At 67.3% G+C, this 24,136-nt stretch carries 28 protein-coding genes; 17 read left to right on the top strand and 11 right to left on the bottom strand.

Features of this window, described 5'->3' with window-relative positions:
- Positions 1–62: 62 nt before the first annotated feature.
- Positions 63–971: an alpha/beta fold hydrolase gene (locus B4L26_RS06885; protein WP_290717390.1), complete on the bottom strand. Its 909-nt coding sequence runs from the start codon at positions 969–971 to the stop codon at positions 63–65.
- 101 nt (positions 972–1,072) lie between these two features.
- On the opposite strand from B4L26_RS06885, the gene B4L26_RS06880 reads away from it, so the two are divergent.
- Positions 1,073–1,744, top strand: coding sequence for a hypothetical protein (locus B4L26_RS06880; RefSeq protein WP_290717388.1), 672 nt, complete (start codon positions 1,073–1,075; stop codon positions 1,742–1,744).
- 13 nt (positions 1,745–1,757) lie between these two features.
- Here B4L26_RS06880 and B4L26_RS06875 read toward each other — a convergent pair whose 3' ends face one another.
- Positions 1,758–2,204 (bottom strand): hypothetical protein, encoded by a 447-nt coding sequence (locus B4L26_RS06875; protein ID WP_290717386.1) that lies wholly within the window; start codon positions 2,202–2,204, stop codon positions 1,758–1,760.
- A gap of 88 nt (positions 2,205–2,292) precedes the next feature.
- Between B4L26_RS06875 and B4L26_RS06870 the strand changes: the two genes are divergently transcribed.
- The gene (locus tag B4L26_RS06870) at positions 2,293–3,249 is read left to right on the top strand and encodes a calcium/sodium antiporter (protein ID WP_290717384.1); all 957 of its coding nucleotides are present in this window, start codon (positions 2,293–2,295) and stop codon (positions 3,247–3,249) included.
- Between the two features lie 22 nt (positions 3,250–3,271).
- On the opposite strand, the gene B4L26_RS06865 is transcribed toward B4L26_RS06870, so the two are convergent.
- On the bottom strand, positions 3,272–3,898 hold the full coding sequence (locus tag B4L26_RS06865; RefSeq protein ID WP_290717382.1) for an alpha-ketoglutarate-dependent dioxygenase AlkB: 627 nt from the start codon (positions 3,896–3,898) through the stop codon (positions 3,272–3,274).
- Positions 3,899–3,971: 73 nt separating this feature from the next.
- Here B4L26_RS06865 and B4L26_RS06860 point away from each other — a divergent pair, with 73 nt between their 5' ends.
- From B4L26_RS06860 to B4L26_RS06845, 4 genes are read left to right on the top strand one after another with little or no spacing between them, the layout of a single operon-like run.
- On the top strand, positions 3,972–4,292 hold the full coding sequence (locus B4L26_RS06860) for a 4a-hydroxytetrahydrobiopterin dehydratase (RefSeq protein WP_290717380.1): 321 nt from the start codon (positions 3,972–3,974) through the stop codon (positions 4,290–4,292).
- 22 nt (positions 4,293–4,314) lie between these two features.
- Positions 4,315–4,959, top strand: a complete 645-nt coding sequence (upp, locus tag B4L26_RS06855; RefSeq protein WP_290717378.1) for a uracil phosphoribosyltransferase — start codon at positions 4,315–4,317, stop codon at positions 4,957–4,959.
- A gap of 45 nt (positions 4,960–5,004) precedes the next feature.
- Complete coding sequence (locus B4L26_RS06850) at positions 5,005–5,277, top strand: DUF2277 domain-containing protein (RefSeq protein WP_290717376.1); 273 nt, start codon at positions 5,005–5,007, stop codon at positions 5,275–5,277.
- On the top strand, positions 5,274–5,675 hold the full coding sequence (locus B4L26_RS06845; RefSeq protein ID WP_290717374.1) for a DUF1622 domain-containing protein: 402 nt from the start codon (positions 5,274–5,276) through the stop codon (positions 5,673–5,675). Before B4L26_RS06850 ends, B4L26_RS06845 begins: the two co-directional genes overlap by 4 nt.
- A gap of 14 nt (positions 5,676–5,689) precedes the next feature.
- On the opposite strand, the gene B4L26_RS06840 is transcribed toward B4L26_RS06845, so the two are convergent.
- Positions 5,690–6,907, bottom strand: a complete 1,218-nt coding sequence (locus B4L26_RS06840) for an oxygenase MpaB family protein (RefSeq protein WP_290717372.1) — start codon at positions 6,905–6,907, stop codon at positions 5,690–5,692.
- Positions 6,908–6,983: 76 nt separating this feature from the next.
- Complete coding sequence (locus tag B4L26_RS06835) at positions 6,984–7,589, bottom strand: TetR/AcrR family transcriptional regulator (protein ID WP_290717370.1); 606 nt, start codon at positions 7,587–7,589, stop codon at positions 6,984–6,986.
- A 257-nt stretch (positions 7,590–7,846) separates the two neighbouring features.
- Here B4L26_RS06835 and B4L26_RS06830 point away from each other — a divergent pair, with 257 nt between their 5' ends.
- The 10 genes from B4L26_RS06830 to B4L26_RS06785 all read left to right on the top strand — a co-directional run bounded on the left by B4L26_RS06830 (position 7,847) and on the right by B4L26_RS06785 (position 17,020).
- Positions 7,847–8,563 (top strand): MlaE family ABC transporter permease, encoded by a 717-nt coding sequence (locus tag B4L26_RS06830; RefSeq protein ID WP_409563453.1) that lies wholly within the window; start codon positions 7,847–7,849, stop codon positions 8,561–8,563.
- Positions 8,563–9,429 carry an MlaE family ABC transporter permease gene (locus B4L26_RS06825; RefSeq protein ID WP_290717367.1) on the top strand — a complete coding sequence of 289 codons (867 nt, stop codon included), beginning with the start codon at positions 8,563–8,565 and terminating at the stop codon, positions 9,427–9,429. The genes B4L26_RS06830 and B4L26_RS06825 overlap by 1 nt, the downstream gene beginning before the upstream one ends.
- Positions 9,426–10,304 carry a mammalian cell entry protein gene (locus B4L26_RS06820; protein WP_290717365.1) on the top strand — a complete coding sequence of 293 codons (879 nt, stop codon included), beginning with the start codon at positions 9,426–9,428 and terminating at the stop codon, positions 10,302–10,304. Before B4L26_RS06825 ends, B4L26_RS06820 begins: the two co-directional genes overlap by 4 nt.
- Positions 10,305–10,439: 135 nt before the next feature.
- Positions 10,440–11,492 carry an MlaD family protein gene (locus B4L26_RS06815; RefSeq protein WP_290717363.1) on the top strand — a complete coding sequence of 351 codons (1,053 nt, stop codon included), beginning with the start codon at positions 10,440–10,442 and terminating at the stop codon, positions 11,490–11,492.
- Positions 11,480–12,496, top strand: coding sequence for an MlaD family protein (locus B4L26_RS06810; protein WP_290717361.1), 1,017 nt, complete (start codon positions 11,480–11,482; stop codon positions 12,494–12,496). The genes B4L26_RS06815 and B4L26_RS06810 overlap by 13 nt, the downstream gene beginning before the upstream one ends.
- Positions 12,490–13,593 carry an MlaD family protein gene (locus B4L26_RS06805; RefSeq protein WP_290717359.1) on the top strand — a complete coding sequence of 368 codons (1,104 nt, stop codon included), beginning with the start codon at positions 12,490–12,492 and terminating at the stop codon, positions 13,591–13,593. The genes B4L26_RS06810 and B4L26_RS06805 overlap by 7 nt, the downstream gene beginning before the upstream one ends.
- Positions 13,590–14,627, top strand: a complete 1,038-nt coding sequence (locus tag B4L26_RS06800; RefSeq protein ID WP_290717357.1) for an MlaD family protein — start codon at positions 13,590–13,592, stop codon at positions 14,625–14,627. Before B4L26_RS06805 ends, B4L26_RS06800 begins: the two co-directional genes overlap by 4 nt.
- A complete protein-coding gene (locus B4L26_RS06795; protein WP_290717355.1) occupies positions 14,624–15,580 on the top strand; it encodes an MlaD family protein in 957 nt (318 codons plus the stop codon). Before B4L26_RS06800 ends, B4L26_RS06795 begins: the two co-directional genes overlap by 4 nt.
- A gap of 73 nt (positions 15,581–15,653) precedes the next feature.
- Complete coding sequence (locus tag B4L26_RS06790) at positions 15,654–16,487, top strand: serine/threonine protein kinase (protein ID WP_290717353.1); 834 nt, start codon at positions 15,654–15,656, stop codon at positions 16,485–16,487.
- Positions 16,484–17,020 carry a hypothetical protein gene (locus B4L26_RS06785; protein WP_290717351.1) on the top strand — a complete coding sequence of 179 codons (537 nt, stop codon included), beginning with the start codon at positions 16,484–16,486 and terminating at the stop codon, positions 17,018–17,020. The genes B4L26_RS06790 and B4L26_RS06785 overlap by 4 nt, the downstream gene beginning before the upstream one ends.
- Here the strand turns inward: B4L26_RS06785 and B4L26_RS06780 are convergent.
- From B4L26_RS06780 to sfnG, 6 genes are all read right to left on the bottom strand, one after another.
- On the bottom strand, positions 16,956–17,402 hold the full coding sequence (locus B4L26_RS06780; protein ID WP_290717349.1) for a hypothetical protein: 447 nt from the start codon (positions 17,400–17,402) through the stop codon (positions 16,956–16,958). The two genes, B4L26_RS06785 and B4L26_RS06780, sit on opposite strands and share 65 nt — an antisense overlap.
- Positions 17,399–17,920, bottom strand: coding sequence for a flavin reductase family protein (locus B4L26_RS06775; protein WP_290717347.1), 522 nt, complete (start codon positions 17,918–17,920; stop codon positions 17,399–17,401). The genes B4L26_RS06780 and B4L26_RS06775 overlap by 4 nt, the downstream gene beginning before the upstream one ends.
- Positions 17,921–17,937: 17 nt before the next feature.
- On the bottom strand, positions 17,938–19,146 hold the full coding sequence (locus B4L26_RS06770) for an LLM class flavin-dependent oxidoreductase (RefSeq protein ID WP_290717345.1): 1,209 nt from the start codon (positions 19,144–19,146) through the stop codon (positions 17,938–17,940).
- A gap of 36 nt (positions 19,147–19,182) precedes the next feature.
- Positions 19,183–20,424 (bottom strand): SfnB family sulfur acquisition oxidoreductase, encoded by a 1,242-nt coding sequence (locus B4L26_RS06765; protein ID WP_290717343.1) that lies wholly within the window; start codon positions 20,422–20,424, stop codon positions 19,183–19,185.
- Between the two features lies 1 nt (position 20,425).
- Positions 20,426–21,634 (bottom strand): acyl-CoA dehydrogenase family protein, encoded by a 1,209-nt coding sequence (locus tag B4L26_RS06760; RefSeq protein WP_290717341.1) that lies wholly within the window; start codon positions 21,632–21,634, stop codon positions 20,426–20,428.
- A 70-nt stretch (positions 21,635–21,704) separates the two neighbouring features.
- Complete coding sequence (gene sfnG / locus B4L26_RS06755) at positions 21,705–22,871, bottom strand: dimethylsulfone monooxygenase SfnG (protein WP_290717339.1); 1,167 nt, start codon at positions 22,869–22,871, stop codon at positions 21,705–21,707.
- A 194-nt stretch (positions 22,872–23,065) separates the two neighbouring features.
- Here sfnG and B4L26_RS06750 point away from each other — a divergent pair, with 194 nt between their 5' ends.
- Positions 23,066–24,061 carry an AraC family transcriptional regulator gene (locus B4L26_RS06750; RefSeq protein ID WP_290717336.1) on the top strand — a complete coding sequence of 332 codons (996 nt, stop codon included), beginning with the start codon at positions 23,066–23,068 and terminating at the stop codon, positions 24,059–24,061.
- Positions 24,062–24,136: the final 75 nt, after the last annotated feature.

Genomic DNA, 24,136 nt, shown 5'->3' with positions numbered 1-24,136 from the left:
CACTTGGGCCGACGGTGGTGACCAATACTTGGTCACCACCGTCGGCCTTGTGCGTGTTTGTCTCAGGTCTGCGCGAAGTGCCCGGTCAGCGTGCCGACGATCTCATCCCACAGTGGCTCGGGTAGGTCGTGGGCCATTCCGTCGACCATGTGCAGCCGGGAACCACGGATGGAGCGGTGCACCGATTTGGCACCGGTGGGCCGCATCAACTTGTCGTGCGTGCCATGCAGCACCAGGGTGGGCGCGGTGGTGCGCTCGTTGAACCGCTGAAGTGAACCGGTGCCCTGGATGGCCGCGAACTGACGGAGGAACCCGGCCGGGTAGTAGCTCCGGTCGTAGTACTCGGTGCTGCGCGCGAGCGCTTCTTCGCGACTGACCGGATAGACCGGGCTACCGATGATGCGGGCGACTCCGGCGGTATGGGCGATGATCGCCTCGCGGTCGGCATCCTTGGGAGGCGCGCTGAGGAGTGCCTGCAGTTGCTTGGGGCCGGGCGGCGGAAGGAAGGCGCGGTTGTTGCTGGACATGATGACCGTCGCAGTCTCGGTGCGGTCGGCATGCTCGGCCGCGAAAACCTGCGTGATCATGCCTCCCATCGAGGCACCCACGATGTGGGCGCGCTCGATCCCAAGGTGGTTCAGGACCGCCTCCGCATCGCCGGCCATGTCGACGAGCGTGTACGGCGCCCCGGCCACGGCGCGACCGACCGCGGACTGGCCCAACCGCAACGGCAGTGCTGGGCCGCCGACGTGGGCGCCATCGAGTTTGGTGGTCAATCCGATGTCGCGGTTGTCGAAGCGGATAACGCGATAGCCGGCATCGGCGATCTGCTGGCAGAATCCCTCGCGCCAATAGACCATCTGCGCGCCCAGTCCCATGATCAGCAGGACCGGCGGTGCATCGACGTCGCCGAACTCGTCGTAACAAATCTCGAGGTCGCCCGCCGGCGCGGTGCCACTGCGTTGAGTCATGTCGACCATCATGCACCGACAACGCGGGGGGATACGCTCCGGGGGCGCGGCGACGCGGGATAACATCGCCGCACCCGATTCGCCGAAGGAAAGTTCGCCAAATGCCGACGACCGATCAGACACTGGCCTTCAGCCGCGTCTTGACACCCACCGCAGTCAAGCAATGCATCGGCTTCATGATCGGATCCGCGCTATTCGCCGTCGGCGCCGGGATCGCGATATGGGGAAACGCCGACCAGGGCACGCTCGCCAACGTCCTCTACTTCATCGGCTCGTGGTTCTTCACCGCAGCCGGAATGGTTCAGCTCGTATTGAGCGGGGCGGTGACGGTGCCCGTCGACTTCGCACCGGGCAAGATGTTCCGGGCTGAATGGCTCGCCGCGTCCACCCAGTCCGTCGGCACGGTGCTCTTCAACGTCAGCACCGGCGCGGCGCTCATGAGCCACACCATCGCCGCGGAGAAGGACTACATGTGGAACCCGGATGCTGCCGGGTCGGTGGCCTTCCTCCTCAGTGGAGTCTTCGTCCTCATCGCGTTCGTCCGCGTCGACCGGTTCTGGGATCCCGGCAAGGTCGATTGGTGGTCGGGGCAGATCAACTTCGCCGGCTGTGTCGCCTTCGGCGTTGCGGCCGTCGCTGCGTTCATCACGGCCGCGGGATCGTCGCTGGACCCGAGTGTGGCGAATTGGGGCACCCTCATCGGTGCGATCTGCTTTTTCTTGTCGTCGGGTGTATCCCTGCCCGGGGCACTGCGGGCGTCGGCATCGTCGTAGAGGGCTCCCTGGCCTAGCCTCGCGCACCCCACAGCACAGCCTCCGTCGACGTCGCCACGAGGTGCGCCACCACGAATTGCGGCTCATCAGCGGACCCGAATTCATACGGTACGAGGAGAGTCACCGCGACGCCGTCGCGATGCTCAAGGTGGACTTGGAACGCATCCCGGCCGTGATGGGCTGCTCCGTCGACGGCGATGGCAAACGCCCGCAGTGCGCTTCGATCGTCCCTTGCCGGATCGTCGCGAACGAGCAACGACTCGCGGACTTGACGATCATCGCCGGACGTCTCGGCCATGCGGGTCACCCTGTTGCCATCTTCCTCAATGGCCACCAAGAAGGGGGTGAACAGACCGAGGCTGGACAGTTTGCCGTGCGCGACTGCCAGCACGTCGTCGAACAACGAGTCCACATCGTCGGTGGCGGTCGCGGGAACCAGATCACGCCATGCCGCGGTCACCTCAACAGGATACGGACGCTCAGTAGTTCCTTCCTGGCGTCGGGCGTATCCCAACCCGCAGCGCTGCGGTCCCGGTAGCGTTCGGGCGGTGAACGCCTACCTCCTCGTCGGCATCGGACTGTTCGCGCTCATCGTCGGCGCCGAAGCGCTGGTCGCGGGCGGGTCGGAGCTGGCCGCACGGATGGGCGTGTCGCCGATGATCGTCGGCATGACTGTCGTCTCCATCGGCACGAGCCTGCCGGAATTGGCAGTGGGCATCGACGCGGCGCGCAGTGGGTCGGGGCCCCTGGCGGTCGGCAATATCGTCGGCACGAACATGGTGAATCTCCTGTTGATCCTGGGCCTGTCGGCGGCGATCGTTCCGCTGGCTCTGCGCCGACGGACGATCAAGATCGACTTGCCGACGATCGTCGCCTGTGCTGTTCTGCTGTGGGTTCTCGCCGCCGACGGCGAGTTGACGGCTCGTGACGGCCTCGTGCTGCTGGCCGTGGCCATCGCCTATACGGCGGTCGTGCTGCGGGTGGAACTGCGCGGCCGGGGCGACCCCGGTGCAACCGACATCGAGATCGAGGAGGATGACCGCCGACATGGATCGGTCGCTTGGGATGCCGGTCGGCTGATCGTCGGGATTGCCATCATCTTGGTCGGCGCCGTCTGGCTCGTCGACGGTTCGGTCCGAGTCGCTACCGACCTTGGGGTCAGCGAAGCGGTGATCGGGCTGACGGTGGTCGCCATTGGGACCTCCGCGCCCGAACTGGTCACGACGATGGTCGCGACGGTGCGCGGCGACCGCGACCTTGCGATCGGCAACCTCTTCGGGTCGAGCATCTACAACGTCGCCCTTATCCTCGGTGTCACCGCGCTGGTGGCGCCGATCGGCGTCACCGATGAGCTCGTCAACGTCGACATCCCGCTCATGATCGCGGTCACCCTGGTGCTGGTACCCGTCTTCATCACCGGCCGTCGCATCTCGCGCGCCGAGGGGATCGGATTCGTCACCGCGTATCTCGTCTACCTCGGCGCGGTCATCCTGTTCCAGGCCTGACGGCGGTCACCCACACGGCGGCTCACCACACGCCTGTCGGCCGGAATTGAATACTGATTCGCGGCGCGCCGGCCTTCTCCTTCGGCACGGCGTGGTCCCAGGTGCGCTGGCAGGAGCCGCCCATTACGAGCAGGTCGCCCGAACCGAGGGGGAACCGTAGCGAAGTGCCACCGCCGCGCGGGCGCAGGTGCAGGGTCCGGGGCGAGCCCAGTGAGACGATCGCGACGAGGGTGTCGGTGTGCGCGCCGCGGCCGAACCGATCGCCGTGCCAGGCGACGCTGTCGGACCCGTCGCGGTAGCAGCACAGCCCCGCCGTAGCGAATCCGCCGGGCAACTCGTCGCGGTAGTGCTCGCTCAATTCGTCGCGCATGCGCACCAGCAGCGGTTCGGGAAGCCGGTCGTTCTCGGTGAAGTGGGCGACCAGGCGCGGCACGTCGACGACTCGGTCGTACATCTGGCGCTGCTCGCGGCGCCACGCCACCCCGTCGAGAAGGGCATCGAACAACCCCGCCGAACCGGTGAGCCATCCGGGGCGCAGATCGACCCATGCGCCGTGGTCGAGGTGGGTGCGCGTCGCCGACGACAAGGGCTGCAGTGCGGGTGCGGTGTCTGCCGCCCCGAAAAGGGTGTCTTGAAATGCCGTGCTCACAGCACCAGACTACTCCATTAATCGAACACATGAGCTATTCCTGGTCGGACGGGTCGCTGGTAGAACGGAGATTATGAGCGGAGCCCGGTACGAGAAGCTGACAACGGCGCAGGCCGACGAGCGTAAGCCCGATTCGTGGCGGATCGTCGACGGTGTGCTCGTCGGTCGGTACCGGTCGGCGACGATGGTCGGCGGACTCGCGTTTATCACCGACGTCGTCGCGGCCGCGGAAGCCGCCGACCACCACCCCGACATCGAATTCCGCTATGGCACGGTCGCTTTCGCGCTGACCACGCATGCGGTGGGGCAGTTGAGTGATGCCGACGTGGATATGGCGCACGCGATCAACGCCATCGCCGACGACCACGGCATCGCCCCGATCGCCTCGGAGTGACGCCGCCGCTAGGGTGCTCGCTATGGACGATGGCGATTTCGACCCGACGGTGGTCACGCATCCGCTTCTGGCAGCCCGACTCACTGCGCTTCGGGACGAGCGGACCGGGGATGCCGGGTTCCGCCGCCTGTTGACCGAGGTGACCCAGATGCTCGTCTACGAGGCACTTGCCGGGGCGGAGACGATTCCGACGCCGATCACGACGCCGGTCGGTCCGGCCGACGGCGTCACCCTGGCCGCCCCACCCCTGTTCGCGCCGGTACTGCGTGCGGGCCTGGGGATGCTTGAGCCGGCGCTGCGCCTGGCCCCCGAGGCGCGGGTCGGATTCATCGGCGTCGCGCGCGACGAGGAGACGGCCCTTCCGTACGAGTACATGGTGTCGCTACCCGACGACCTGAGCGGCCAACCGGTGTACTTGCTGGACCCGATGCTGGCCACCGGCGGCTCGATGCGCCACGCAATCGACGTGGTGGCCGCCCGTGGCGCCACCGACATCACCGCGGTGTGCGTCGTCGCCGCCCCGGAAGGAGTCGCGGCCATCGCCGCGGCCGGATGTCCCGTACGGCTGGTGGTCGGGGCGATCGACGACGGCCTCGATGAGAACCACTACATCGTGCCCGGGCTCGGCGACGCTGGCGATCGGCAATTCGGACCGCGTTACCTGTGACGAGAAGTGCTGCTGCACACGGGCTCTCCGCGTACCGTTGCGATCATGTGTCGCAACATCCACACCCTGCACAATTTTGACCCGCCGGCGACCTCTGACGAGGTGAGCGCGGCCGCGCTGCAGTACGTCCGCAAGATCGCCGGAACCACCAAGCCGTCGAAGGCCAATCAGGACGCCTTCGACCAAGCAGTGGCGGAGATCGCGCACAGCACCCGTCACCTCCTCGACGCTTTGGTGACCACTGCGCCCCCCAAGAACCGCGAGGAAGAAGCCGAGAAGAAGCGCGCTCGCGCCGTGGCGTCCGGACGATACGCGTGAAGATGCACGAAGTGTTCGACGCCGTTGCCGACGGCTTCGAACTCACCGGCGTCGTCGCGATGGTGGTCGGGTTCCTCGTCTCGTTCGCGCTCGCCGGGCGGCGTCTGTGGCGCGGTCAGGACGGTAGCTTCGCGCTCCTGCGGACGACGATGGGAGGGGCGATCCTGCTGGGCCTGGAGATCCTCGTCGCAGCCGACCTCGTCCGCACGATCACCTCAGAGCCGTCCTTGGAAAACGTTGGCGTCCTCGCCATCATCGTCGTACTGCGAACGGTCCTGAGCATGTCGATCTCGATCGAAATCGAAGGCACCTTGCCGTGGCGGCGGGCGCTGACCCAATCCGGCGGCGCTGTCCTCGCGCAGGCTGTCGCGAACGAGCGGGCCAACGGCGAAGACTGACGCGCAGGGTGCGGTTAGCGGCGCAACTGCTTACCCGCGTCGAAGCGTTCCTCGCGCTGACCGATGTGCCACGTGTGCCACCGGCGCCAGCGGCGCATCTGCCCGTCCTGCCACCGGCGATCGATTGCCGGCGACAGGCGTCGTGCGATCTCGATGACGGCGACGAACGGCGCGCGGCTCACCAACAGCAGCAGGCCCGGGATCCCCGACGGCAAACGGTACTTGCGCCGGTTCCACGGCAGCATGATCAGTCGCGTGTACCCGGCCTGCAGGTGTAGGTGGTACAGCGCGCGCAACCGCGACAGACCGTGCACGTCGTCGGCTGGTTCGAAGGACGGGACGAAACCCTCGACGAGTTCGGGTCCCAGGGGGCCGGAGTCGTTCTTGCGGGTGGCGTCGAAGTAGTACAGCAGTCGCCAGCCGTCGGCGACCGTCGTCGGATACATCTCGTCGACCTGGCAGCCGACGAGATGGCCGAGGTAGCGATTGAAGTGCAGCACCGCGCGCATCTCGGCCGGTGAGGTGAGGAATCCGAGGGCGAACAGTCCGAACGCCGGGCCGACACTCCCGCCCAACAGGGTCAGCATCATCTCGCTCTGACTGATGGGCAGTCCGTGCTCCTGTGCGTCCCACTCGGGGTGGCGCGCCACCCGGGCACGCACCGACACGTGCATGACCCGGACTTTCAGCGATACTTCACGCGCCAGCGACCCCGGGGTCAGTGCAGCACCAGGCTGGCAGACCTCCAGCCACCAGCGGCTCGTCTCCAGGTAGCGGTGCAGCGCGCTGGCACCGGCGTAGCCGCCCGACAGCGACAGCGGAACGGCCAGCGACGCCTCGGTGTAGGTGTCCATGGTCCCGGCGTTGCCCACCGCGCCCAGACTGTAGGCCCAGCGCCGCCATACTGCGGCGCCCTGCTCGACGAGTTCGGGATCCACCCAGTCCGGGATCGTCTCGAACTCGGCGAACAGTGCGCGCATCGACTCCGGTGCGTCCGCGACGTTGTCGACGCCCACCCGCAGCGCCTCGTCGAGGAGTTCGCGGGACCGTTCGGGGCCGAGATCGCCGTGGTAGGTCTCCGCGACGAACCGCTCGGCCACCGGGTCGCCGGAGGTGTGATCCCGGACGAATACGCGCTGCACTTCCTCGGAGGGTAAGAGGTCGACGCGGGTGAAGCGCTTGACCCGATCACGCAGCTTCTGATGGGTGGGGGAGACCGCCAACTCGACCATGACTACCGACGGTAGTACCCGAGATGCTGCGAGCGCCCGAGACCCTCGAACAACAGTGAGCCGGGGTTAGTGCCGTCTACCAGATCATGGGCGCGAGGAACGTGCCCGCGAATGCTCGTACGGCCGACTCTTTGTCGGTGTCGAGGGTGGTCGATCGCGCCGACATCAGGGAAATGGCGAGTCTGACGAGGACCTCCGCGGCCTGGCGCAGCTCGGCGTCGGGCATGGCGGCGCCGGCCGAGCGCAGCGTGACGGCGATCCGCTCGCCGAACTCGTCGATCATGTCCTGGACCTGCGGGCTGGACAGGCCGAAGAGCGCGTCGACGGTCTCGGGGGAGTCCCCGAGGATCTGTTGCAGCAGTGCGTCGTGGCGGATGTCGATCATGGCGAGGGTGAACGCCTCGACCACCACAGACTTTGCGTCGAGTCCCTCGACCCGGTCGGCGACCTTCCCGAGCAATCGTCGGCGTACGCGCGCGATGACTTCTGCGAGCAATTCGTCGCGATTGGCGAATCGCCGGTAGACCGTGGCGCGACTGACACCGGCATCGCGCGCGATCCGTTCTATGTCGGCCTGCTTGACCCCGGCGCGGCGGAACTCGGCCGCGGCTGCATCGACGATGCGCGACTCCTGTTCGCGCAAGATGGTGCGGCGTCTGGACTCCCGCGTTGCTGTGTCCACTGCGCGAATGCTCCGACTGTTGTGGGCCCGATCGCCCGATTCCAAGGGTGGCCCTGTGCCCGTTTTCGTACTCCGTTCAACTGTGCCACACCTGCGTGATTGCAATCACTATCGCTAGTGTGCAATGCTCAGTGTCACTTTTGAGATTGGCAGGCGCAAGTCGTCTCAATTCCGATCGCTCACGAGGGGGAGAGTTGGCGATAGCAGCTAGTCTGCACAGCCTTGGGCAGACCGTCCGGCTGGGTACGAGGACTCCTGTGATCGCCGTCGTCGACTTGGTGGCGGGCCGCTTCCCGCTGCGTGAGTTGGTGATACAGGCGTGGTTCTTGTTGAGCATCACGGTGCTGCCCGCCCTCTTGATGGCCATTCCCTTCGGCGTCATCGTCGCCGTCCAAATCGGTGGTCTCACCAGTAACCTCGGTGCGACGTCGATGGCCGGCGCGGTCGGCGGGATGGGGGTCATCCAGCAGGGTGCGCCGATGGCCACCGCCCTGCTGCTCGGCGGAGCGGGCGCATCGGCGATCACCGCGGACCTGGGGGCCCGCACTGTGCGCGAGGAAATCGACGCGATGCGCACGCTCGGCGTCGACCCCACCCGTCGGCTGGTGGCACCGCGGATGGTGGCCATGGTCCTGGTGGCTCCGGTGCTGTCGGTGCTGATCATCGTGATCGCCGTCGCGGCGAGTTTCGTGGTGGCGATCGTCGGCCAGGGAGTCGTCGCGGGCTCTTATTGGCAGTCGTTTGGCGCCTACGCCTCGATGACGGACCTCGCGATCTGCATCCTCAAATCCGTCGCCTTCGGATTCGTCGTGGTCATCATCGCGGCCCGGCGCGGCCTCGACGCGAGCGGCGGCGCACGGGGTGTCGCCGACGCGGTGAACGCGTCAGTCGTTCTCGGGATCGTGGCTGCGATGGTGATCAATCTGATCATCACCCAGATCGTCGCGCTGTTCATCCCGGTGCAGGTGATCTGATGGCCGCACAGTCGTCGGGCGCCTACGTGCCCAGCGAGTACCGTCCGACGCTGCGCCGTGCCGGACGGACGGCGGGGCGGCCGTTCGAGAACATCGGCCGCATCGTCACCTTCATCGGGGATGTCCTCGCGGGGCTGCCGCACACGCTGCGCGCGTATCGGAAGCAGACGATGGCCGCGTTCACCGAAGTGACGTGGGGTAACGGCTCGATACTGGTCGGCGGTGGGATCGCGACCGTGATGGCAGTCCTCGGCGTGACCGTGGGCGGCATGATCGGCATCTTGGGCGTCACCAGTCTGCAGTCGCTGAACCTGTCGCCGATGGCCGGACTGATCACCGGCTACGCCGCCACGCGCGAGATGGCCCCGATCATCGCGGCCGTCGGGTTCGCCGCACAGGCGGGGTGCCGCATGACCGCGGAGATCGGCTCGATGCGGATCTCCGAGGAGATCGACGCGCTCGAAGCGCAGGCGATCAGGCCGATCCCGTTCGTCGTCGGCACGCGAGTCATCGCCGGCGTCACCGCGATCGTGCCGTTCTACCTCGTCTCCCTCTGCGTCGCCTACCTCACGTCGCGGCTGGTCGTCAGCGGTCTGTACGGGCAATCGGCCGGTGCGTACGACCGCTACGTCGAGGCGTTCGTGAGTCCCGTCGACGTCATCTATTCCACCATCAAGGTGGTCGTGTTCGCCCTGGTCATCATCATCGCGCACACCTACTACGGCTTCTTCGCCTCCGGTGGACCGGAGGGGGTCGGCGTCGCATCGGGCCGGGCGATCCGCGCCAGTCTCGTCCTCATCGTCACCTTCGACATGTTGCTGTCCCTGCTGTTCTGGGGCCTGAACTCCGGATTGAACTTCGCATGAGCGCCCGCGAACCCTCGACCCAACAATTCATCCGCCGCGGCATCGTCGCGACCGCGGTGCTGGCCGCGGTAGTGACCCTCGTGGCGGTCAACCCGTTCGCCCGCGGCGACGACACCGCGGAGTTCTCGATCGTCGCGCCCGCCATGCCGGACGGCGTTCAGAAGGGAACGCCGGTCGACATGCGCGGCGAGACCGTCGGGGAGGTGTGCAACGTCGACAACTCGCAGGCCGGCTCCACCCGCATCGGCCTGTGCATCAAGACGACGGCGATGGGGGCGCTGACCCCCGACACCGCGGCCAGCTTCGTGTCGCGCAACCTGTTCGGGTCCGATGCGCTGCGCTTGATCCCCGCACCCGGCCAGGGCCGCCTCGCAGCGGGGGCAACGCTGATGCTCGCCCAGCCCCCCGCGGACTACACGATCACTGCAGCGGTCCGCAGCGCCGGCGGTTTCACGCTGCCGGTCCTCACGCCCAAGCTGACCGAGCTGGTCAACGAGGCCAGCGACGTCGCAATCCGCATGGCGCCGTTCCTGACCGCCGGGCTTGTCGCGATGCAGACCATGGAACGAGGAAACATCACCGCCCTGACGCGGCAGATGCCGATGATCGCCGACGAACTCGACGGTGTCGCCGCGGCCGGTGCGGGCGCGGTGGGTGCCCTGGAGACCATCATCGCCAACAGGCTCCTCGAGGACACGGTCTACACCGGCAAGGTCGCCACGATGATCGCCGACATCGGCGGCCTGTTCACCGACCTGGGGTCGCTCTTCAACGGGATGAGTGGCCTTGGGGCGACGATGGACCTGATGACGGCCTTCACCACGCCGCTGACCCACTCCCTGCAGGGGTCACTCCCGGGCAGGTCAACCAGCTGATCCGCCGTTTCGGGGGCGCCTTCCACACCGACAGGCAGACGGGCCGGACCACGCTCAATGTCCAGGTGAATCTGGAGATGGTGCCGGCCGTGGCGACCCCGTTGAGCCAGCTGCTGGCGGGCAAGGAGGTGCGTCGTGCGCACACCCGGTGAGGCGATACGCCGCCTTCTGGTGATGGCCGCAGTGGCGATCCTCGCCCTGTACACCGTCGTCCAGGCAATCAACCGCCCGGTTGCGGGCGACAAGGAGACCTACAGCGCAGAGTTCAGCGACGTGTTCGGCCTCCGGGCCAACAGCGACGTCCGCGTACGCGGCGTCCAAGTCGGCAAAGTCGTGGACATCGAACTGCAGCCGACGGGCACCGCGCTGGTCACCTTCACCGTTGCCTCCGACGAAAGGCTGACCGAGGACGACCGACTGGCAATCCGCTTCCAGAACCTGGTCGGGCAGCGGTACCTCGGCATCGTCGGGGCGCAGGAAGACGTGCCGGGCGCGGATCGGACCTCCGGGGACCAACGGCACAAGGGCGCCCTGTTGAACCCGGACACCGTCATCCCCGTCGCCAAGACATCTGGATCATTCGACATCACGGCGCTGTTCAACGGCTTGCGGCCCATCCTGCAGGGCGCCGACCCGGCGGTATTCAACAAGTTTGCGCAGAACATGATCGACCTGCTGCAGGGGGATGGCGGCGTAGGCATCGGCGACGTCCTCGGCGACGTGGAGCGGTTGACGGACTTCGCGACGAACAAGAACCTGATGATCCGGACGATCATCAACAACCTCGGCGTCATCGCAGATCAGCTGCAGGGTAAGTCGGCGATCATCAATGCCCTGATGGAGAACATGGGCATGTTGTTCGACACTCTCGAAGTCAACCTCGAGTTGCTCAAGGGGGCGTTCGGGCAGGGCGCGAAGGTCTTTCCGCCCATCGTCGAGGTGATGAAGCATGCCTTCGACTTGTCGCTGGGCGGGCACGACCACGTGCGCGCGAGGCTGATGGAGCTGATCCCTGACACCGACCAGCTGGCCGAGATCATGAAGATTGTTCCGACGATGCTCGCGAACCTGAATGCACAGATGACCAAATGGGGCGTGCCCCAGGCCTGTTCCAAGGGGGAGGTGGCGCTTCCCGTGGTCGGAGAGGTGCTGCTCGGTGCAGGAAAGGTAAAGCTGTGCAAGGGCTGAGGCGCTTCGAGGACTTCGCGGTGCGCGACGAGGTCGAGACGAGGACGGCGACATGGTGGGCGCTGGTGGCTTTGGCACTCACCGCCGTGCTCGTTGTCGTGCTTGGGTTCCTGTACCTGCGTCCACCCGGCCGTTCCGAACTGCGGGCTCTCATGAACGAGAGCGGCGGGATCATCTCGGGTACCGAAGTGCGCATCGCCGGTATCCCGGTGGGGAACGTGACCAAGGTCCGTCTGGTCGATGACAAGGTCGAGGCGACGCTCGAGGTCAAGACCGACGTACCCATCGGCGATCAGACGTCGATGGATGTGCGGATGCTCACCATCGTCGGCGGTGCGTTCGTCGCCCTTCATCCGGCCGGGTCGGGGCGGCTCGGCACCGATCCGATCCCGCCGGACCGGATCACGGTGCCTTACTCGTTGTCGGAGGTGATGGATTCGGCGGCGAAGACCGCGACCGAGATCGACGCCACGGCGATGCGCCGGGTCGCCGTGACGACCGGTGACATGTTGAAGTCCAAGCCCGGTGCGGTGCGGTCCATCCTGTCCGACGTCGAGAAGCTGACCGCCACCCTCGACCAGCAGCAGCGGCAGGTCTCCCGCGTCGCGGCACTCGGCGCCGAGTACACCACCCAACTGGCGGCCCAGCAAAAGACGCTCGAAGAGATGATCCGCCGGATCCGCGCGGTGCTGCCAGTCATGATCGGGTACAAGGACCGCGGAATCCTCACCTACGACGCCCTCGGCGAGATGGTGCTGTACGTCGGCGACATCCTCGGTGAGCCGTACGAGAAGCGGTTCAAGAAGCCGCTGCACGAGCTCGTCAACTCCGCGTCGGGCGTGCAGGAGACGGTTAAGCGGATGGGTCTGGCCATCGACCAGCTGAAGAGCATGGTCAACCGGATGTCGGCCGCAGCTCACCCGAACGGGATCAACCTCGACTTCGGCGCCCAGGTCATCGACGACTCGGTGATTTGCATCCCGATCGCGGGGCGCACATGCTGACCCCTCGGCTGCGGGCGATGATTGCCGCCACCGTCGTCGCCGTCCTGGCCATCGGCGCCGTGTTCATCTACCTCGCCCGGGCCGACCGCGGTACCCGTGCGCTGTGTGCCGACCTCGCCGACTCGGCCGGGTTGTACGCCGGCAACGCCGTCAACATCCGCGGGGTCAGGATCGGCACGGTGACCGGTGTGTCGCCTAAAGCCGGCGGCGTGACGATCCGGATGAAGGTCGCCGACCAGCCGATGAGTTCCGCGCTGCGAGTCGTCGCGGTCAACAACTCGGTCCTCGCCGACAGACGCATCGAACTGGTCGACACAAACCCGCGCGGCGGAGCCGAACTGGGTGTCGAGACCTGCGTGCCGTCGAACCAGACGTACACCCCGATCTCGGTGAGCACTGCGTTCCAGTCGTTCACGACCCTCTTCGAGAAGCTCGGCGGCCCCGGAGACGACTCGGCGGCACCCGTCGGTTCGCTCATCGCGGAGGCGGACAAGCAGCTGGTCGGCACCGGCGGTGACTTGAACCAGACGATCAAGAACATCGCCGGGTTCATGTCCGATCCCGACGAGTTCCTCTCCCAGATGCGCGCGGTCTTCGACAACCTCGCGGTGCTCACCGACGTTGCCGGACGCAACTGGGAGGCGATCACCGACATCGGGAAGAACGCCGCGGACCTCACCTACTTCATGGGGTCGTTGTTCAAGAGCTTCGTCTACATCTTCGACGGCCTGGGAGAGGCCGGCCCGGGGATGGATGACCTGCTGAGCAACGTGGTCCCGCCGTTGATGTCGATCACCGACGATATGAAGCCGGTCATCAACTTCGGTCTGGCACAGCTGGACGAGTTGACGGCGATGATCAAACAATTACCCGGGATTGCCACCTCCCTGCAGAAGTCGGTGAGCAGTCGCACCGGCGGGATCCGCGTGAACGTACGTGCACCGCGCGTTGCCGCACGTATCCCGGGTGGAAGTGCGGTGCTCTGCGCGGCGATGAACCAGGCGAAGAAGGGCAGTTGCGATCCGCGTGCGCCCGAGCGCGCCGTGGTCGATCTCGGGGCGCTCGTGACGCAGGCCATCCAGGGAGGTCCACGATGAAGCGGTTCAGTTCCTCCGCGCTGAAACTGGGCCTGAGCCTGGCGACGATCGTCGTCGCCCTCATCGTGGTCATCGCGGGGCATTCACAGAACCCGGCCAACTTCTTGCCCCGGCTGACGTCGTCGTCGGACTATTCCAAAACGCTGTACGTGGATTTCATTTCCGCGGTCAACCTTCCGCTGGGCGCGCGGGTGCTGTCGCGGGGTACCCCGATCGGCGCTGTCGAATCGATCGGTCTGCAACCCGACGCCGCGCGGTTGAAACTTAATATCGATCCCCGGGTCGAATTGCGTGAGGGCACCACCGCCGAGTTGCGGCAGTTGACGATGCTCGGTGACATCTACGTCGCGCTGACCCCGCCGGCGGCTGGATCCGGCGGCCCGCCGTTGGGCGACGGTGCGGTCATCGGGCTCGACCATTCCGACCCCGGACCCCAGGTCGAGGACATCCTGACCAATCTCGCCGACTTCATGTCCGGGGGATCCATCATGCGGGCGCAGGACGCGGTGCGGAAACTGAACAGCTCGGTCGACGTCAAGGACGGCAACCTGCGCTCGGCGTCGCGCAGCACCGCGATGGCCGTGACCGACCTGGCCGCCCAGACCACCTCCCTCGACGCCATCATCGATTCGCTGTACAGCGAGACCGGTGAGATGGCCGCTGATCCCGCCGCTCTGGGCTATGCCTTCGGTCCGGCCGGGATCAACGGCTTGAAGCAGGTCTTCAACGCGGTCAACGAGGGCTTCAAGCTCGTCGCGGGGTCGAGCCGCCTTGCCTACGGACTGAGCTGGCTGACACCGCGGCTGGCGCAACTCAACCCCTTCCTTGCCGAGCTCGTGCCCTTGCTGCGCAGCTATTCGGTGCATTCGACGCAGTTCAACGGCACCATCGGAACCCTGATAGACGTGACCAAGACCAAACTGATCCCCTTTGCGCAGAACCCGTCGGTGTCGATCTCCCGGGTTACCGCAGGTGACGGCGACGTGACCCGATCGGTCTCGGCGGTCCTGCGCATGATCGGGGCGCTGCGATGAGCCGGCGGTTCGTCCTCGCCCTGCTGGCCACCATCGCCGTGCTCATCGCATCGGTGTGGTACCTGGCGATCGGGGTGTTGAATACGCGGACGCTGACGTCGATGACGACAGTGACGATCACCGCGCCCAAATCCAACGGATTGCACGCCGGTTCGGCGGTGTCCTTGCGCGGGGCGGTGATCGGTGATGTGCGCCAAGTACGTTTCACCGGCGAGAACGTGGTCATCGATGTTGCCTACGATGCCGCCCACCAGATTCCCGTGGACAGCGAGATCATGATCTCCAACCAGTCGATGCTGGGGGAGTCCGCGCTTGTGTTCCTTCCGCGGACCGGGGAGGGGCCGATGATCGGCAACGGCCAGAAGTTCTCCGCCGGCGTCGTCGACATTCCGGCCTCGGTTCCCGAACTGTTGGGCTCGACGCAGACACTGCTCGACCAATTTGATCCCGCACAGGTGAATAACCTGGTGGACACGCTGCGCGTGGCGCTGGCGGGAACCGGCGGGGACGTGCAACGCCTGACCCCGGCCGCCAAGGTGCTTGCGGCGACGATGATCTATTCGGAGCCAGCCCTCGTCAAGATCATGCGGAATGCGACGCCGATGATCAGCGACGGTTCTTGGATGGGCCCGTCGCTGCGGGCGACCAAGCCCCAGCTGCTGATCGCCGGTGCCAACCTCTCGGAGGTCATCACACACGTGAAGCCGTTCGCCGATTTCACCGACGGCGGGCGGATCATCGGAGAGCGCTGGAAGCCCTCGTTGCAGAAGTCTGCGGCCGTGGTCGGCGAGTTGGTGCCACCCATCGCACGTCTGGCCGAGGCGCTGGTTCCTACCGCCCGTCTGGCCGGTGCGTCGATATTCGATTCGGTGAGTATCTCCGCGCTGATGGAGCAGGCCATGCAGTCACTGCCGGGCGATGCGCTGCGATTGACGATCGTGATGCCCAAGTAGGATCCGTTTCAACGACCGGCCTGCTGGGCCGGTGTGCCCGTTGAGCAGGCAATAGTAGTAGTGAGGACCCCTGATGAGCGACGATTCGACGTCGAAACCCGACCCGTCGGAGGCCACAGCGCCCGATACGGGCGCCGCTGACGCGGCGGCCCGGGAGGCGAAGCGGCTCAAGAAGGAGAAGAAGCGGCAGCAGCGGGCGATCGAGGCGCGCATCGAGGCGGCTCGCGAGGAGGCAGACGCGCAGGCGGAGGCCCGTGTGCGGGCCGAGCTGGGTACCTCCGACAAGTGGACGGCCTACCTGGATCCGCGCAGGCACCGCGTGACCGCCGCCCTCGCGCTCGTGTGTGCCCTGGCGCTGGTCTCCACCGCGGTGCTGGCCGCGCTTTTTTACAGCCGCAACAGTCAGCTGCACGATCTGCGCACCCTCGATGCCGACAAGCAGGCGGCGGAGACCGTCGCGGGCGACTATGCCGTCCGTGCCGCGACGTTCAACTACAACGACCTCAAGCCGTGGTCGGAGGCCCTGAAGAAGGGGACCGCGCAGCCCCTGCACGCGCGCTTCGACGTTGCAGTGAAGACCTTGACGCCGCTACTGCAGGAAGTCCAGTGGACGCAGACCGCCACCCTCGTCGCCGCGAAGACGGTCGACATCCGGGCTGACCGACAATTCGTCGTCCAGGTCTTCGTGTCCACGCGCATGATCAGCACGCAGAACCCGACGGGGTTGAACACCATCACCCCGTACACGATCACCCTGGACCGCGACGAGAACTGGTTGATCACCGACGTGGCCGGCATCGGTGGCGTGCCGCAGGATGGCACGTCGGTACCCGGCGTCGGTGGCACGTCGGGCCGTCCCACGCCACCACCTGCACCCGCGCCGCCCGCACCCGCTCCGACCCCGTGACTCCGCGGCGGCCTGGGGGAGGCTGGTCGGCGGTCCTCCTGCTGCTGGCGCTTGTGGCCGGTGCCGCCGTGTTCGCCACCTGGGTTCGCGGCGTCGGGTCATCGGTGCCCGACAGCGTCGACCTCCCGCGAGTCGACGTCGACCGCCCCGGACAGGACCGCGCCGTGAGTGCCGCCGGAGCCAGCGGCAGCCTGGGCGCGATTCTCCTCATCATCATCGCGGCGCTGACGGTGCTCGCGTTCAGCCGGCTCAGCCCCCGCTACCGGGCGTTGTGGGCGGGGTACCTGACGATCACGTTCTCGTTGGCGGCGGTGGCACTTGTCCTGTGGTTCGTGCGCGACCCGGCCCGCCAAGAGGCGGCCTTCGGCGCTTCGTCGGTGCAGCTGCGCGCCGACAGCGTCCACCTCACCTGGTGGCCGTGGGTCGCACTCGCTTGTTTTATTGCGTCGACGTTGGTCGGGGTCCTTCTCATCCCGGGATCGCCCGCGGCGGCAGTGCGACGGTTACGCCGCGCGCGGCCAGAAGTGGAATGATCTGCTCGGCCAATCTCGGTTCCAGAGCCGCGGGTTCGATTGGGCGCAGCGTGACTCCGTGGGCGACCTTCACCGACCAGATGTCGGCCAACAGGCCCGCCAGGGTGGCCGGTGTCCCGGCGTGGACGAGGGTGCCCTCACGACGTCCCGGAACCCACCCCGGCCGCTGCCGGGCAAGACCGGCGAAGGCGGCCGGAACCGAATCGGCGAGATAGACGTCGAGATCGACGAATGCGGCGGCGGCGCAGCGGGCGGTCTTGTCTGCGGCATCGCGTAGGGCCGGGGCCCGGAACCGCTCGACGCGGCCCGGGCCGGCCGCGGTGAGTTCCCGCCATTGCCCGTCGGCCTCGACCGCGAGGCGCAGCGCCGGCGCCCCGCTCACGCCGCCCCCTCGGACTCGATGCGGCGCAGTCGGCTGCGGTGGAACACCAGCGGGGTGCTCTCCAGCGTCGCGAAATGATCGGCGACCTCCAGGATCGCGATCGAGTGGTCGCCCGCGGGGATCAGGCGGTTGAGACGGGTGGTGAACCCGGCGGCCGCGCCGTGCAGGTGGACGGCCCCGTCGATAGTCGAGCTCCAGCCGAGTCCGGCGAAGCGCTCGTGTGCCGGGCGCCGGAAGCGCTCGGTGACCGACTCCTGGTCTTGGCCCAGGATGCTGATGCCCCAGTGGGGCTGATTGCGCAGTTGCGGCAGCGTCGTCGACGAATGGCCGATATTCACCGAGGCCAGCGGTGGGGTGAGGGACACCGAGGTGAAGGAGGCGACGAGCAGGCCGATCGGGCCGTCGGGACCGAGCGTGGCGACGATCGCCAGCCCGGACGGGACGTGCGCGAACGCCCGGCGCAACTCATCCGGGTCGGTCGGTGCCGGGGCTGCTAGGGCCACGGTAGGTGTGGACACGGTGGTTCCTTTCTCAGTCACGCCGTCGGGGCGGCGGGTGTCGGTGGCAGGAAGGGGGACCCGAAGCCGGAGCCCGCGAACCGCGGGTCGTCGGCGTGGCGGCCGGGGCCGCCGTCGAACAAGCCAGCCAGGCGCAATTGGGGGATGACGCCCTCGCCGAACCAGTAGAGCTCCTCGAGGTGCGGGTAGCCGGACAGGACGAACTCGTCGATGCCGAGTGCCGCATACGCGCCGATTGCATCGGCGACTTCGCGGTGACTGCCGACCAGTGCAGTCCCGGCCCCGCCGCGCACGAGTCCGACTCCTGCCCACAGATTGGGTGCGACCTCCAGTGAGCGTGGATCGCGCCACGAGCCGTTGGACCGGTGTGCGGCGTGTAGCTCGCGCATTGCGGCCTGACCGGCGGATTCGCTGCGTGCCAGTCCGGCCTGGGCGGCGGCGACGGTCTCGTCGTCGAGGGCCGACAGGAGGCGCCCTGCCTCGGCCCAGGCCGCCTCTGACGTATCGCGGGCGATCACGTGCAGGCGGATGCCGAAGCGGACCTCGCGGCCGCGCTCCGCTGCGAGCCCCCGGATCCAGGCGATCTTTGCCGTCACGGCATCGTGCGGCTCACCCCATGTCAGGTAGACGTCGGTGTGCTTGGCCGCGACCGGTCCGGCCGGTGCGGACGAGCCGCCGAAGTACAGCGGGGGTGAGGGAACCGGCAGCGTGGGTAGCGTCGCGCCCTGCACCTGCAGATACTCGCCCGCAAAGTCCACCGTCTCACCGCGCCACAACGCGGTCACGATGTCGAGGAACTCATCGGTGCGTGCGTAGCGGCCGGCCTTGTCCAACGAGTCGCCGTAGGCCAACTGGGTCGAGGTCTCCCCGCCGGTGACGACGTTGATGAGCAGGCGTCCGGGGGCGTGCTTGGTGAAAGTGGCGGCCATTTGTGCTGCCAGCGTCGGACTGATCAGGCCGGGTTGCAGTGCGAGCAGGAAGGCGAGGCGATCCGTTTCGCGCGCCACCATCGCCGTGGTGATCCACGCGTCCTCACACCACGGCCCGGCCGGGGTGAGTGCACCGGTGAACCCGAAGTCCTCCGCCGCGCGGGCGATCGCGGAGAGGTACCCGATGCTCGCGTCCCGATCACCTCCGGCCGTTCCGGTCGGGACGCCATGGCCCCCGCCGACGATCGATCGGGAGTCGCCGTAGGTCGGGAGGAACCAGTGCAGTTTGACGGTCATCGTGCGCTTTCGGTGTTCAAGGGTTGATGGTGTTGGTCAGAGGGAGGTGTGGGTGGGTGGCTGGTGCCGTCCCAGGGCCCACCGGCCTAGGTGGTGGAGTTTCCAGCGCTCCGGGTCGTGCAGGGTGTGCGTGCGGGCATCGCGCCAGAAGCGCGACAGATTGGCCCGTTCCGACGCCGAGCGGGTGCCGCCGAAGTCGAAGAGCTCGGATCCGGCGCGGCGTGCCGCTCGACCGGCCGCCACCTTGGCGGCGGCGGTCGCCAGCGATGCCTCGGCGATCCGGTCACGGACCGACGAGGATGTGCCACTGGTCGGGTCAGCGGTCGCCTCCCGGTCGGCGTCTTCGATGCGCTGCGCCGCGGTCAGCAGTAGCGACTCCGCCGACCGCACTGCTAACTCGAGATCGCCGGCCTGGGCGATCAGGTAGGGGTCGTCGGCCGCTGTGGGTCCGACCGATTCGAACCAGGGGCGCGCGGCGTTGACAGCCGGAACGATTGCGTCGAGCGCCCCGCGGGCGATTCCCACGTCGATGGCGGCGTGGATCAATTGCGCCCGGGCACCATAGGTGCCGGGCTTCTCGAGCAGCGCGGTGAAGTCGAGGACCTGGTCCTCACGCACCGCCACGCGGTCGAATCCCACCGTGCCACTGCCGGTGGTGCGCTGACCAAAGCCGTCCCAATCGTCGACGATGGTGATCCCCGGGGCGTCGGCGGCCACGTACGCGACGACCTTGCGGCCCGTCACGTCGACGGCGCGCACCGCCAGAATGTCGGCGTGCAGGGCGCCGGTGCAGTAGTACTTGACCCCCGACAACAGGAAGCCGCCGGGCGTGGTGCGCAGCGTCGTCGCATCGTCGGTGACGGTCTTGCCGGCACGTTCGGTCTGCGCGTTCGCCAAGCGGGCACCGTCGAGGATTCGCGGCCACACGCGACCAGAAAGTGCCGCAGAACCGTTGCGCCGCAGGGCTTCCAAGAACGTGAAGTGGCTTTGCGGGATCTGGGCGAGCGACGGGTCGGCGGCCGCGAGGAGTGCGACCACGCGTGCCAGCGTCGTCGGCGTGACGTCGGCACCTCCAAACGCCGCAGGGACGGTAATGGCCAAGAGTCCCGACGCGGAGAGCGCCGCAACCTCGTCGTGAGGGTGTACGCGCACCGCGTCGCGGTCACCCGCGCCCGCCGCGAAGGCGGACGCGAGTGACCGTGCGACGGTGATCGCCTCGGCATCGTCGACGATGCGTGCGTCACCCGATTCCTGATCGGTGCTGAGCAGTTCAGTCATCTCAGCTGTAGAGGCTGAACTGTGGTGCGCGCTGGTTCAGCGTCCAGTCGCCGACCTCGCGCGCCTTGTAGGCGACCGGGTCGTGCACGGTGTGGGTGCGCAGGTTGCGCCAGTGCCGGTCGAAACCGTAGGCGCTGGTGGTGGCCCGGGCGCCCTGGATCTCGAAGAGGCGCGACGCCGCCTCGAGTGACACCTTGGTGGTGAGGTACTTGGCCTCGGCGATCGCCACGGCCACTTCGGCCCGCTGCTGCGCGGAGAGCTCGGGACCGAAGGCCAAGGCCTGCGCGAGCGCGTCGCCGGCCCGGTCGGCCAGCAGCGCGGCCGCCGTGATCTGCGACTTCAGTTCACCGACGAGTTCGAGGATGTACGGATCGTCGATGGCCGCTTCCAACCCGGAGGTCTCCCACGCGCTGGCGTTGAGCCGGGTCCAGTCCAATGCCTCGGCGAGTGCACCCTCGGCGGTGCCGATGTAGAAGTTCACAAAGGCGAGCTGCCAGTGCGGCGTGACCAAGGTCTGGTAGGCGGAGAACTCCTTGCCGGTCAGCGGGTCGTCGCCGAGGATCTGCGAACGAGACACCGGGGTGTTGACGAACTCGACCCCGCCCGAGTCCGTGAGCCGCTGTCCGATGTTGTCCCAGTCGCCGAGCGGCCGGAATCCCTCGGTGTCACGGGGCAGCGCCAGGAACACCAGATCGCCCTCGAAGACGGCGGTGACCGAGAGCCAATCGGCGACGCTGGCACCGGAGGCGAAGGTGCGCCGACCGTTGAGGCGGTAGCCGTCCCCGTCACGGGTCAGCTCCAATGCGGACCCGCCACGCGGATTCTGCACACCGCCCCAGAACGAGCGCTCCTGCGCGTTACGGCGGGAGATCTCCTGAGCCTGCTCGGGGGTGCCGAACAGGTGGGGGATGCGCTGCTGGGCGTAGTGGTAGCCAAGGAGGTGGGCGATCGATGTGTCGCCGCGGGCGATGCGCCGGGTGATCTGCTGGCTCTGGCCGTAGTCGAGGCCGGAGCCGCCGAACTCGACGGGCTCGCCCACCTGCAGGAGGTCGGCCTGGCGGAGAAGGTCGATCTCGGCGACCGGGTCGGCGTTGGCCCGGTCCCGTTCGGCGGCGGTGGCCCGCAGTTCGGCGGCGACCACGTCGGCGCGGCGCAGCGCGTCGGAGAATCGGGCCTGGAGGTCGGTGTCGTTGTCGAGGGTGACGGTCATCATGTGTCCTTTGGTTGGTGGGATGGTTGGTTGGTTGGTTGGTTGGTTGGTTGGTTGGTAGTGCTGGGACTCAGGCGAGGATCCCGTTGGCGGCCAGCTCGGACTCGAGGCGTCCGCTGGTGGCCAGATCGGCCTCCAACTCCCGCACGAGCGGCAGGATCCTCGTCCCGAAGTACTCGACGTCCTCGAGGTAGTGCAGGAAGCCGAGCAGGAATAGGTTCACGCCACGGGTCTTGTAGGCGACGATCCGTTCGGCGATCTGTTCGGGCGTGCCGATCAGGCCGGTGCGGAATCCGTCGTTGTACTGGACCAGGTCGGCGAACTCGGAGTCCTGCCACATGCCCTTGCCGTTCGAGGTCGACTGACCGGCCTGCTTGACCGCCGAGCCGAAGCCGGCGACGGCCTCGGGATCGGCCTTGTCGACGATCTCGCGGAGCACGTCACGGGCCTCCCGCTCGCTGTCGCGACCGATGAGGAAGCCGTTGAGCCCGAACTTGACGGTGCGGCCGTGCAGCGCCGCCTCGGTATTGACGTCGATGACCTGCTCGGTGATGCCGTCGAAGTCCTTCCCGTTGCTGAAGTACCAGTCCGAGACGCGCCCGGCCATCGCGCGGGCGGCAGTCGAATTGCCACCCTGGAAGATCTCCGGGTGCCGCCTTCCGGCGACGTCGACGGGTTTGGGCTTCAGATCGAAGTCGTGCAGCCGATAGAAGTCGCCGTTGAACTCGGCGTGATCCGACGTCCAGATTTCGCGCAGGTAGGTGATGAACTCCTCGCTGCGGCGGTAGCGCTCGTCGTGTTCGAGCCACGGCTCACCCAGCTTGGTGAACTCGTCTTTGAACCACCCGCTCACGACGTTGACCGCGGCGCGGCCACCGGAGAGTTGGTCGGCGGTGGCGAGGAGCTTTGCCAGGACGCCGGGCTGCCAGAGGCCGGGGTGCACCGCCGCGATCACCTTGAGCCGTTCGGTGGCCAGCAGCAGTGCGAGCGAGAAGCTCGTCGACTCGTGCTGGTAGGCGGCCCCGTAGGAGGCGATATAGCGGACCTGGCTCAGCGCGTAGTCGAAGCCGTTGTTCTCGGCGAGCACGGCCAGCCGCCGGTTGTAGTCGTAACTCCAATCAGTGCGCTGCTCGATCGTGGAGACGACGAGGCCGCCACTGACATTGGGCACCCAATAGGCGAATTGCAACGGGGCCGCCGCGGCGTCGAGCCGCTCTTCGGTGCGGTTTTCGGACATGACGAAAGAGACCTCCTTGAAAGGCCGGGGATTTCGGGTGAAACGGGATGGGGCGAGTCAGATCAGAGACATCGCATGGCGCGGTGCATTCGGTGCGTCATGTCGACCATTCTGTGGCAGCACCGTCGGCCGCGGCACCCTTGTGCTCAGCGTGGTTCTTGTGTTCACCGTGGTTCTTGGGGAGACTCGAACCCGTGGTGGGCGACCTCGATCCTCGGCCGGTGGACCGGCGCGGTCCGCTGCGGCCCGAGTCGGACTGGGATGCGATCCGCGCTTGGACGGACGAGAAGTACATGCACTACGACGTCCGGACGGTTGGCCGCGGGGCGTTGCCGGCTTCGGCGATGTACTCGGTGCCGGTCGCCGAAATGACGATGACGCGCTTCAGCTACGGCGTCGAGGTCGACCTGCGCAACTTCGATTCCGACGCGGGCAACATCCTTGTACTCACCACGCTTCGAGGATGGACCCGGCACTCGACGGGCGCGCACCAGAACGCCTGCCTGACGACCGGGCAAACGTTCGTCGCCGACTGCAGCCGCACCGACTACCGGCTCGGCGCCGACCCCGACCATCTGCAGTTGAACCTGACGATCCCGCACCGGGTGCTCGCGGATCTGGCACTGCGCTGGTGGGGGACCGTCCCCGACGACCGGCTGTGGGCCCATCGGTGCGAGGTCGGCGGGCCGGACAGTCCCTGGTTGTCATTGCTGGCCTACGCCGCGCAGACAGCCGCGGTCGCGCCCGACGAGGTCGCGACCGGCCCGCTCGGCCGGAACCTGCAGGAGATGATCGCCGCTCATCTCCTCGACGACTGGGCGCGCCGCGCCGGCGTCGACTTGAGCGGCGCCCCCGGGGTCACCGCGCCCGGGTATGTGCGGGCCGCGGTGCACTACATCGACGAGCACGCGCGCGAGCTGCCGACGATCGCCGACGTGGCGACCGCGGCCGGGGTCAGCGTCCGGGCCCTGAGCGGCGCCTTCCAGCGCTACCTGGGCACGACGCCGCGGTCCTACTTGGTGGAGCGCCGGCTGCAGGGCGTGTACCGCGAGTTGTCCCGCGGCACGACGACGGTCGCGGCGGCCGCGCACGCGTGGGGCTACGTCAACATGGGCGTGTTCGCCGGTGCCTATCGTCGTCGCTTCGGCGAGAATCCGTCGGCAACACTGGCGCGGGGTTGCGGCGTCTGACGTGCCGATTGGAGACGTCGTATGCCGATTGGCGATAGCTGGCGGCGTCAGATCTGCCTACGTTGGGATGTGACA

The sequence above is a fragment of the Gordonia sp. UBA7599 genome, assembly GCA_002477755.1.
GTDB lineage: Bacteria > Actinomycetota > Actinomycetes > Mycobacteriales > Mycobacteriaceae > Gordonia.
Note: the sequence above shows the minus strand (reverse complement) of the source record. Positions and strands in the feature narration are given on the sequence as shown.